Origin of the sequence: Alteromonas sp. McT4-15, from assembly GCF_020515205.1 — a bacterium.
Lineage (GTDB): Bacteria > Pseudomonadota > Gammaproteobacteria > Enterobacterales > Alteromonadaceae > Alteromonas.
Genome location: NZ_JAJALG010000011.1, coordinates 105,053 through 114,171, shown reverse-complemented (window position 1 = coordinate 114,171; position 9,119 = coordinate 105,053). Strand labels below are relative to the sequence as shown.

The 9,119-nt window shown below is 43.6% G+C and carries 10 protein-coding genes; 4 read left to right on the top strand and 6 right to left on the bottom strand.

Annotated elements, in window-relative coordinates; genetic code table 11:
- Positions 1 to 149: 149 nt before the first annotated feature.
- Together LHL20_RS10560 and LHL20_RS10555 are read right to left on the bottom strand one after the other, a co-directional pair.
- Positions 150 to 806, bottom strand: a complete 657-nt coding sequence (locus tag LHL20_RS10560; protein ID WP_226433286.1) for a cupin domain-containing protein — start codon at positions 804 to 806, stop codon at positions 150 to 152.
- 29 nt (positions 807 to 835) lie between these two features.
- Complete coding sequence (locus LHL20_RS10555; RefSeq protein WP_226433285.1) at positions 836 to 1,618, bottom strand: SDR family NAD(P)-dependent oxidoreductase; 783 nt, start codon at positions 1,616 to 1,618, stop codon at positions 836 to 838.
- A gap of 105 nt (positions 1,619 to 1,723) precedes the next feature.
- Between LHL20_RS10555 and LHL20_RS10550 the strand changes: the two genes are divergently transcribed.
- Positions 1,724 to 2,071 carry a winged helix-turn-helix transcriptional regulator gene (locus LHL20_RS10550; protein WP_159628119.1) on the top strand — a complete coding sequence of 116 codons (348 nt, stop codon included), beginning with the start codon at positions 1,724 to 1,726 and terminating at the stop codon, positions 2,069 to 2,071.
- Positions 2,072 to 2,095: 24 nt separating this feature from the next.
- Here the strand turns inward: LHL20_RS10550 and LHL20_RS10545 are convergent, their stop codons facing one another.
- Both LHL20_RS10545 and LHL20_RS10540 read right to left on the bottom strand, forming a co-directional pair.
- Complete coding sequence (locus LHL20_RS10545) at positions 2,096 to 2,716, bottom strand: flavin reductase family protein (RefSeq protein ID WP_226433284.1); 621 nt, start codon at positions 2,714 to 2,716, stop codon at positions 2,096 to 2,098.
- A 411-nt stretch (positions 2,717 to 3,127) separates the two neighbouring features.
- Positions 3,128 to 5,689: a TonB-dependent receptor plug domain-containing protein gene (locus LHL20_RS10540; protein WP_226433283.1), complete on the bottom strand. Its 2,562-nt coding sequence runs from the start codon at positions 5,687 to 5,689 to the stop codon at positions 3,128 to 3,130.
- A 427-nt stretch (positions 5,690 to 6,116) separates the two neighbouring features.
- On the opposite strand from LHL20_RS10540, the gene LHL20_RS10535 reads away from it, so the two are divergent.
- Positions 6,117 to 7,205, top strand: a complete 1,089-nt coding sequence (locus LHL20_RS10535) for a hypothetical protein (protein WP_226433282.1) — start codon at positions 6,117 to 6,119, stop codon at positions 7,203 to 7,205.
- A gap of 239 nt (positions 7,206 to 7,444) precedes the next feature.
- Here LHL20_RS10535 and LHL20_RS10530 read toward each other — a convergent pair whose 3' ends face one another.
- Entirely contained in the window at positions 7,445 to 7,624 is a 180-nt protein-coding gene (locus LHL20_RS10530; protein WP_226433281.1) for a hypothetical protein, read from the bottom strand.
- Between the two features lie 184 nt (positions 7,625 to 7,808).
- Between LHL20_RS10530 and LHL20_RS10525 the strand changes: the two genes are divergently transcribed.
- Entirely contained in the window at positions 7,809 to 7,994 is a 186-nt protein-coding gene (locus tag LHL20_RS10525; protein WP_226433280.1) for a hypothetical protein, read from the top strand.
- Positions 7,995 to 8,010: 16 nt separating this feature from the next.
- Positions 8,011 to 8,424: a hypothetical protein gene (locus LHL20_RS10520; RefSeq protein WP_226433279.1), complete on the top strand. Its 414-nt coding sequence runs from the start codon at positions 8,011 to 8,013 to the stop codon at positions 8,422 to 8,424.
- Positions 8,425 to 8,474: 50 nt separating this feature from the next.
- On the opposite strand, the gene LHL20_RS10515 is transcribed toward LHL20_RS10520, so the two are convergent.
- The gene (locus LHL20_RS10515) at positions 8,475 to 9,026 is read right to left on the bottom strand and encodes a carboxymuconolactone decarboxylase family protein (RefSeq protein WP_226433278.1); all 552 of its coding nucleotides are present in this window, start codon (positions 9,024 to 9,026) and stop codon (positions 8,475 to 8,477) included.
- Positions 9,027 to 9,119: the final 93 nt, after the last annotated feature.

Sequence of the window (9,119 nt, the reverse complement as noted above, 5' to 3'; positions counted from 1 at the left end):
GAGAGGATAGGTTATATCCACGATGTGTTAAACCCAAACCAAGTAAGTACCCCGCCAAAAAGAAAAATGCCAGTCAGCTTAACTGACTGGCATTAGGCGAAGGCCTCCTTTTTTTGTTTCAGGACTTATCGTCTAGACAAGGCGGAAGTTCACAACGCGACTGGCAAGTGTCCAGTCTTAACCCAAATCACTGTTTCTTCCTCAACGAAGGGGTGGTGTTGACTCATATGAGGGCTGCGAAGCCACGTACCTTGAGGATAGCTACCATGTTCATCTTTAAACGTGCCAGATAGCACAAAGATTTCTTCGCCACCAAAATGTCGGTGAGGTTTGAACACTTCATTCGCAGGCCACTTTACCAACGCTACGCTTTCATGCTCAAACTGATGCAAAGGCATCACCTGCAAACCGCCCTGCCCTTGAAGCCATGGTGTCGTCTTGGTATTGATTCTCACCTCTTCGAGGTCGCGCTTATCAAACTGATTAAGCTTCACCAATATTACGCATCCTTCTTTACTAAAAGGGCTGTGCTTGCTCCCAGGAGGGTTGCGAATATATGTTCCTGCGGGATAGTCGCCATGTTCGTCAGAAAACACGCCTTCAAGCACAAAGATCTCTTCCCCTAACGGGTGGCTGTGTTGTTTGAAACTGGCACCTGCTTCGTACTTTACTACGCTGGTTGTATGGCCTGACTCTCTCGCTTCGCGCTCAAGAGGCTTACGCCAAACCGTACTTGACGGCGACGCCTGCCATGGCTCACTTTGTGTTTCGATAGCGAGTCGTATGTCAAAATTCATGTTTAGCATAAGCTACCTTCTTGTTTATATTACTTCGCTTAGTTTCTACCAGCCATCACGCCGCCATCAACATCGATGATGGCACCAGTCGTCCAACTTGCTTGGTCAGACAATAGAAAAGCAATACTGCTGGCGACATCTTCTGGTGTACCAATACGCCCAATTGGATGAAAAGCGTCAAAAGAAGCAAGTACTTCATCCGTCTCATTTTCTGGAATAAAGGCATTGTAAATGGGTGTTTTTACCACAGCTGGCGAAACAGCGTTAACTCGAATATTGTGCTCAGCGAGCTCCATAGCAAGGTGTTGCGTCATCGCATGTAAACCTGCTTTTGCCATTGAGTACGCGGACGAAGGCGTAGCCTTAACAGCTTGCTTTGCCCACATAGAGCCTACATTAACGATATTGCCGCCACCCGCATTTTGCATAGCAATAGCTACCGCTTGCGTAATGAAAAACACGCTTTTATTAAGCTGATGGTATTGATCATAGTCACTTGGCGTATGTTGCGTAAAGGCGGTAGGATTAAAATAACCAGCTGCATTAACCAAATACTGATACGGTGCGGCTTGCGCTTTTACGTGTGCAATTAACGCTTCCACATCGCTATCTTTATATAAATCAGCGCTCAATGAATCTACAACCACTCGATTATCTTGAACTGCGTCTTTAAGCGTTGCTATTGCACGCTGCAGTTTGTCAGTATTTTTTCCCACTATGGTCACACTCACGCCGCTGCTAACTAAGCTAACAGCCGTTGCTAAACCGATACCACTTGAACCACCTACAATTAAAGCTTTACCACTGAATGAAAACGTCATAATAACTGTCCTTCAATTTGAAAATTCGTGGTAACCTTACGCTTCAGATAAGCCAATGAATAGTAAGTATAATTTGGTACGGTAGGTACTTTTTGGTACATCTTTATGAATACTAAAGAAAAACAAATTGAAAGAAAGTTGCCGCCACAAGATAGCGCGCGCATGGTCGAAACCATTTACGGCTGCAAATGGTCGCTTACGGTGTATCAATTGTTGGCTAATGGCGTCAATCGGCCTGGGGAAATGGTACGCTCGGTTGAAGGGTTAAGTACAAAAGTGCTCAATCAGTGTCTAAAACGCAATCTGGATTTTGGCATTCTTAAAAAACAGGTCTATCACGAATTACCGCCTAGAGTGGAATATGAAGTTACGCCTTTTGGCGAACGTTTTCTATCAGTGCTAGAGCAGATTGAGGCCTTACAAGAAGACCTCACAGGTACTGCCGAGAATTAACTGTCTTTGGCTACTGTCACGCCATTATTGTGGTCTAAGCATTTCAAAGTAGTCTGCTTCACTGATGGTATAGTAGTCACCAGCACCACCTCCGCGCATAACAGGTTCGCCTTTTAGTGTCTTATACACGCCGTTTTCAATCAGCGATTTATCGATATGCACGCCCACTACTTCGCCCATAATAAACCAGCTATTTACGGCTTCTCCTTGTGCATCTTTTAGCTGAACAATGTCAGTTAACTTACATTCCATACTCACAAGGCTCTCTTTTACGCGGGGTACGGATACGACCTTGCTGTTAACTGTTTTTAGCCCAGAAATTGCAAATTCACTTTCCTCTGGTGGTAAGGGCTTGCTTGTTTGGTTCATTGCCTGTGCCAGCGACTTTGACACTAAGTTCCAGCAAAACTCACCTGTCTCTTGCACATTGACTAAAGAGTCTTTTTTTCCACCTACGCAAGAAAAACCAATAATAGGGGGCGTATAATTAAGGGCATTAAAAAAACTGTATGGTGCCAGATTGAGCACGCCTGCTTTTGACTGAGTTGAAATCCAGCCAATGGGACGCGGCGCAATAATGGCGTTAAATGGATCATGGGCTAAGCCATGTCCAAGCTGCGGTTCATAAAAGTGAAAATTAGCCAAGAAAAGTCCTTATTGATAAATGCAGCATAAAATAGGAAGCGACGTCGCAAGTTTACGTTACTTGCAAACATATCGCCTGTCGTGCTTACTGTAATACTATACTGAACTTATATGTACGCTAATTCATTTAAATTCAAGGTGATCAATGAACGCAAGAACCGTCGCATTTTCACGAACTCGTCTTACCGAGCTCATGGTCCCCTCTTTCGGTACTTTCTGACAGCGATACGTAGAAGTAAGATGCGAAAAGAATCACAAGCTCGTTGTCAGCAAGACTACGACGCTTTTATCCCTGACGATGATGTTGCACTTTTAGCGACACACCGCTGCTTAATTAATCTTATCCAGTAAAAGCTGCAATGAAAAAAGGCCGATACAAGGTATCGGCCTTTAGCGTACTGCGCGTGTTGTTTAGAAAGCGTAGTTCACTTTTGTGTAAACAAAACGACCTGTGAACCCGTAAGGTGAAAAACCTGAATACGGGAAGATGTTTGAGAATGTAGTCACATCGTCAACGAGATTTCTTGTCGCTTCTGGATATACATCAAATAGGTTATTCGCCCCTACTGAAACGCTCAAACCATCGGTGATTGCAACGCGAACATCAAGATCAGTGATCCATTCTGATGGAATAATCTCGTTGCGCGCTTCAATTGAGCTAGGATCTTCAACCTCACCATAGCGCGTGGTGCGCAAGGTAGCGTTATAACGGTCATATGACCATGTTACCCCAAGGTTTACCTTACTCTCCGGTGACGCTGTTTCAAAGCGACGAAGCTCAACATCATTGAACAAATTGCTTTGGTCGAAACCTGCACCTTGCAATACTTCTGGTGCATCAAGAATGTCAGTTACTTCATTATCATTGAAGTTAATACCTGCGTTAAAATTAAACGCACCTAGATTTGATGTATTAAACGTATAGGTCGACACAATATCAACACCTTCGGTACGTGAATTAATCGCATTTAGGAAGAAACGCGCGCGATTAGCGCCAGTGCCCGCCAACAATGCTTCAATAGCATCACCTGAAAGGTTATTAGACAGTACAATTCTATCGTCAATATCAATACGATAAAAATCAACCGTTAAGTTAAAGTCTGGTGTCGGAGAGTAAGTAAAACCGGCACTGAAGTTATCCGACTCTTCCGCATCCAAGCCTGGGCTACCTAACGCTTGTGCGACATCGCTTGACGGTGCAAATGTACCGGTTTCAGTGGGTACGCCATCAACAAATACCGTAGCAATTGAAGTGAAGTATTGCTGCTGCAGTGATGGTGCTCTAAACCCTGTCGAGACAGATGCGCGCAGCGCAAATGCATCGGTTAACGTTACACGGTGAGACATTTTCCAATTAAACGTACTGCCAAAGTCAGAATAATCTTCGTAGCGCCCAGCCACTGCGACATTCCAATTTTCAACAACATCGGCTTCTAGGTCTACATAAAAACTGTAATTATGACGACTATTGTCACCCGCAGACGCAGGTGTGAACCCTGGAAATACCTGAGAACCAGCGGCACCAAAAGGCCCTGAAACAGGGTCTGTTACCGCTCCACCGGGCCCGAAACTTCCACGAATGTAAGAGTTTTCTTCACCTGCAGTAATGTCGTAACTTTCTCTGCGATATTCAGCCCCCATTGCAAAGTTCATCTCGCTGTAGAAATATCCGGTATCAAGCAAGCGAGATGCATCAGCATTAACAATGGTAGTGGTATATTCTAAAGCCCCTGCGTCGAAACGGGTTTGGCTACTTGGGCCTAATGAGGTATTTAAGCTGTTGACCACACTGTATTCAAGCTCATTGCCGCCATGAGTAAGCGACAAATCATAGTTCCATACATTGCCATAGCCCTTAATACCGGCAAGTACTGACATGTCTGTAATATCAGTTTGAATGGATGGCAAGAAACCGTTTGGATAGATATCGAGCACATTTCGGCTATCTTGGGCACGACGATAAAAACCCCCACCGATGGAATCGCGAGTACTCACCCCCGCTGTGGCATAGAATTCAGCATTGCTAGACACGGCTTTACCTGCATTAACAAATAGCGCATAGTCTTCTACTTCACCATTGCCGTACACATGGTTATAGCGATTTACTGTAAGCTCTCGTTCATCCAGCGCGCCGTTTTCATCGCGGGCGTAATTTTCCCTAGGGTCAAAGTCTGCGCGGTTTGATTGACCTCGGTCACGGTACTCCGCCGAAATATTAACAAAGCCGTCATCACCCCATTCAAACCCCATATTGCCACGCAGCGTAAACGTTTGGCCATCAGTGAGGTCACGGTCTGAACCGGTGTTAAATGCTAAATTCCCCTCTGCATCAACACTGACACTCTCTAAATTCGCAACCCCATCCATAGACGTAACATTCGCGCCGTAGGTCGCAGATACGTCACCGCCTTCGCTGGCGTCCTTTAATACGATATTAATAACACCTGCAATGGCGTCTGAACCGTATTGTGCGGCAGCACCATCACGCAATACTTCAATGCGCTTAATCGCGTTAGCTGGAATGGCGTTTAAATCAACCGCAGACGAGCCACGCCCCACTGAACCATTTAGATTTAGCAATGCAGAAGTATGGCGTCGTTTTCCATTCACCAACACGAGTGTGTGATCAGGCGCCAAGCCTCGAAGCTGAGCAGGACGCACGTGGTCGGTACCATCAGTAATTGAGGGTTGAGGAAAGTTAAAACTTGGCAGTAATGTATTGAGGATCATGTTGGTCTCTGTGAGACCTGTTGCCTCAATAGAAGACGAATCGATGATATCAATTGGAACTGGTGAGTCGTTAACCGTACGGCCTACGCGACGTGAACCGACAATTTGTATTTGTTCGACGTCTTGTTCATCAATGGAGGTTTGCTCCTGTGCGAACGCACTAGAAGAAAACGGCATGCCTGCCATTGCACCAGCAATTAAGGAAAACTTGAAAACCGAAGCGTTAAATTTTGCCTGTTGCATTGTGATGTTCCTGAATGTTGTCAATTTTATTCAAAGCGCAGTGTGTTATCACGCTTGCACATGATCAACTTTGCCTTTTTGCTACTTGTTAAAGTAACCACTACAAAGAGGTCAAAGTTGATTTCTTTTTTCTGTCGTTGGAGTACTGCTAAATGCTAGGCGCGTCTGAACAGACTTATTATTGTTAGAAGTGAGGAGTCACTAGCACTAGCGTGAGTAAATCATAAGTCAAATTACACATACAAGACTAAAGTTGTAATAAATTCTTAACTTCTGCTTACACTGACACACACCTCACGGTAATATTGTATAAATGCAGGACTTATTGTCTATTTTTCAGCATCTTCATGCATTTTGAGATCGGCTTAAAATAAACACTACATCACTAAAATCATTCAACTTGGAAAAGTGGCGGCGTCAACCAATTATGAAAGCACTTGTGCTAACAGGACAAAATCAATATCAGGTCGTTTCTTACTTTTTAGACGGTATCGCCCACGATTTAACGATACTTGGCTATGATGTTGATTTTCTCAATGTGCAAAGCGAGTCGACAATTAAAGACGGTCTAGTTCACATATTACCTTTAAATGACTATGACATGATCTTCAGCTTTAATGGTGTTGGCCTAGGGGAAGTTTCTGAAAACTACAACACATTGGACTACGCAAAAGAAAAGCCCCTCTACGTATTCTGTGTCGACAACCCAATTCATTTAATATTGAGATTTTTTGGTCAACCGGTAAAGGTGCTGTGCGTGGCGCAAGAGCACGAAGCTTTTCTACGCGCATGTGGTGTCGAGGCATATTACTTCCCTCATGCAGTACCGTTGAATTTTTCAGTTCCATCCAGTCAGCCTGCTTCTGATGCTTGTGCTATCCCCCTTCTCTTCCCAGTGTCCTTTATTGATAAACAGGCGTTTAGAAAGGAATTGGCACCTGTATGGGGTAAACTTGGGCAGGTCATTGAAGCCAGCCATACCGTCACTGACTTTCTTCAATTTATTGGTGTTATGCCATCAGCACAGCGCCCAGCTCGAACGCAGCTAAATGAAATGATTTTGCGGATTTCGGCAACGGTAGATAAATACCTGCGCGCCAAACAGCGAGAAGCTTGCCTTATTGACTGTGCAACTCACAATAGAAGACTAACGGTAATTGGGAGAGATGTTACACGCTACAGTGAGGTATGTAGCTTTCATCAATACAAAGATAGTGTGTCGTTTTCTGAACTCCTGCCCTTAATAGCACAATCTGATTTTGTTGTGCATCAATCCCCAGGTTTTGAAAGCGGTTTACATGAAAGAGTGCTTTATGCACTAGCCTCTGGCACGGGTGTACTGTCGTATCACGCACAATTTGCTGAGTCTATATTTGCAAACAAGGGCGTTTTTGGCTTCGAACACACCTTACCCAAGGCAACAGATAGCGCTTATGTAGAGGCGTTAAAAAAAGGACAAGAAACCGTGCTTACACAACACACGTGGCACAATCGCCTCGCGCTATTACTTAAATGACAGGTCGATAATAAAAAGAGCGCCTATCGCGCTCTTCAAAACTAATTAGCTCAAGTCGTTTCGGCAATAAAGGTGTAGCCGAAAAAAATCGACTGCCTATTTCGCTTTTTTTAGTTTCTTTTTCAATTTCTTAAGCTTCCCTTCTTGCTTTGAAATTTTCGCTTTTGTTACTTTTATCTCTTTCTTAAGCTTTTTAACTTTAGCCATTGTTCTATCCTTATCTTCAGTTTTTTGCTGACTTACAGCGTGTTTTTTTCATTGTGTTTGGCAATGAACTCGCGAATAAAGCGGCGTACTTCACGCGCAGCTGACGTATCGAGATCTTCGCATAACGAAATAAACTCAGCGCGTTCTTGATCATTGATGCGAATAATCATCTGGCTATTCTTTTTCTTCTTTTTGTTGTTTTTATCAGGCACTGACCACTCCACGCGCTATCCACCATTCATTCGGTATATAAAACATATATGCAGTGTATATACATTTCAAGTATTGATTTTGTATTGTGTTTTCGCTATTCATAAAAAAGTAACACTCATGTAATGAGATTGTCTTTTTGATTCGACAAAGTGAAAACCCACTAAGTAGTAAAAGAAGCGCTTTATGATTAATACCGAATCTTCCTCTCACCTTTCTTGTTTCATTGAAGCAATCGCTATTGCAAAGCACACAACATGCACAAGTTGTGAAGACCTAGTGCAACAGCTTCAAGAAAAAGGTTATGAGGACATTGTTACTGTAGATACAGTCAATGAATTACGCTCACAGCTAACTTGGGTGACACAATAAGCTAAGGAGCTATCGTGTGACGCAGTTTATACCTCACGGTGAAGTCGCTGTAACCCGTGACGGAAGAATTATGACGATAGAAGGCCGCGGGCCTTGGAATTTAGAAGCAGTGAAACGCTCTGAGCAGGCTGCACAAACTATTCTGCAAGATTTGTCGGGGGGACCTTGGGGGGTGGTAATCGTAATTTACGGTGAGCCTATTCATGTTCCAGATGCAAAAAATCGTCTAGTAGAATTAGTCAAACAAGATATCGAAAACGGTCGAGTGGCCACGGCATTGGTTGTTGGAGAATGTGACTCTCCAAACTTTGCCAAAAATCACCTAGGCAGTATATACCAAGACGCCGGTGACAACTTGGCATTTTTTGAAGATGTAACACAGGCGAGAAGCTGGGTACAAAAACAAATCGAAGAAACTGTGGGTAAATAGCTAATTACTAAAAACGGAAGCTAAGCTTCCGTTTTCACTTTGTAAACTTCTTACTTCGGTGACCAATCAAACTTTTTAAATGGTTCATCCACTGGCGTATCGGCCAAGTGATTCGTGTAATTACTCATAACCTTCTGTGCAAGAATAAGGATAATTTCGAGCAACTGTTGATGAGAATAGCCCGCATCATAAAATGCGCTCAATTGAGCTTGTGCTATATGTCCTCTCCCCCGCGTTACAGCAAGAACAGTTTCTTTTAGTGTATTAAGCTTTGTATCAGACAAGGTTTCGTCATTGCGAAGCTCTTCAATAAGGTCATCGCGCACCTTCATGCTTTTTGCAATGCCAGTATGGGCAGGCACACAATAATGACAAGCATGCTCTACATTTACCACCTGCCAAACAACCGTTAGTTCTTCTGCGTTAAACGACGTTTCTTGTGCAAGCTTATGAAGTACTTGATAGCCTTCTAGCAACGTTGGGGCCTCTGCCATTACCGCATGCAAATTAGGAATCATGCCAAACGCTTTCTGCGAATTATCAAGTAGCGGCTTTGCTGCTTCAGGTGCTGTTTCTTTTGTATGTAACGTAAAATCGCTCATGTCACTCTCCTATTGATGTGAACAAAAAATCGAGATGCCGGTATGTACCGCCACTCTTCTATACTGTACTGATGACAATAATAGGTTTACTTG